An 879-nucleotide genomic window follows, 5' to 3' on the forward strand; every position below is an offset into this window, starting at 1 on the left:
GTAGGCATAAGTTTTATTGGTAAGGATATATTTTTTTCTTTGTACTTGTGAAAATTTATTATAATCATTTATTGGTATTCGTTTATAACCTAGTTGATCAGCTTCCTCGGGATAGTATTTAAAATAACGGTCGAAAGTTTTTTTTAATGATGGCACTGAATACCATAAGCTTTCCTCTTTTCCGACAAGTTCGTCTCCGACTTCTGCTTGGACGTGTGCTAAAAAATGTGCTATTCGCAGAGGAGTTGTCATTCCAAATTTTGGCATATATTTATTTAGTAAGGCTCTCACTACCTCCCGCTTGCGAGTATTAGCGTCAGGGAACATTTTTTGCATTTGTTGTTCGGTTATGAGAACTGCGACCTGAGTAATCTTAGCTTCCTCTACAGTTAGTTTGTCACTAGCTTGAGCGCATGACACTTTCTCTTGACCTGTTAAGATCTTAAAAACTTCAGGGTTACAGGTGTTAGAGTTACTCATTACATACTCTCCCTACCATCAACATTTATCAAATGGATTTTAATGTCTTGCTCAATGGACGTACTCATAATCTCAGTATAACCATCTTCATCAGTCGTACCTTCAAACACTTCGCCAGTTATTTCAGCCTGTGCAATATAATCGGTAAAGCTATAAGGGATGTCATCATCATCGGCGAATCTTACTAGAGCCTTATATTGTCCATGTTTTAAGTGAACCTTAATCTCATCAGGATCAGAGCTATAGAAAGTCTCAGTATTTCCTTCAATATCGGTAACACCCTCAAACGTCTCTTGCGTATTCTCATTGATAGCAATATATGGTGTGTTGGCATAAGGAATATCATCGTCGTCAGCGAACTTAAATTGTGCTTTATACATTGCGCCAGCCACTAAACTA

2 pseudogenes are annotated in these 879 nt (G+C 37.5%); both read right to left on the bottom strand.

The features are described 5' to 3' along the window. Positions 1-480 (bottom strand): annotated as a pseudogene (locus ACT3RN_RS15875) (hypothetical protein); the annotation flags it as partial. Then, positions 480-879 (bottom strand): annotated as a pseudogene (locus tag ACT3RN_RS15880) (hypothetical protein); the annotation flags it as partial. The pseudogenes ACT3RN_RS15875 and ACT3RN_RS15880, both read right to left, overlap by 1 nt.

It is taken from the genome of Psychrobacter sp. AOP5-GZ1-6 (assembly GCF_052376345.1).
GTDB lineage: Bacteria > Pseudomonadota > Gammaproteobacteria > Pseudomonadales > Moraxellaceae > Psychrobacter.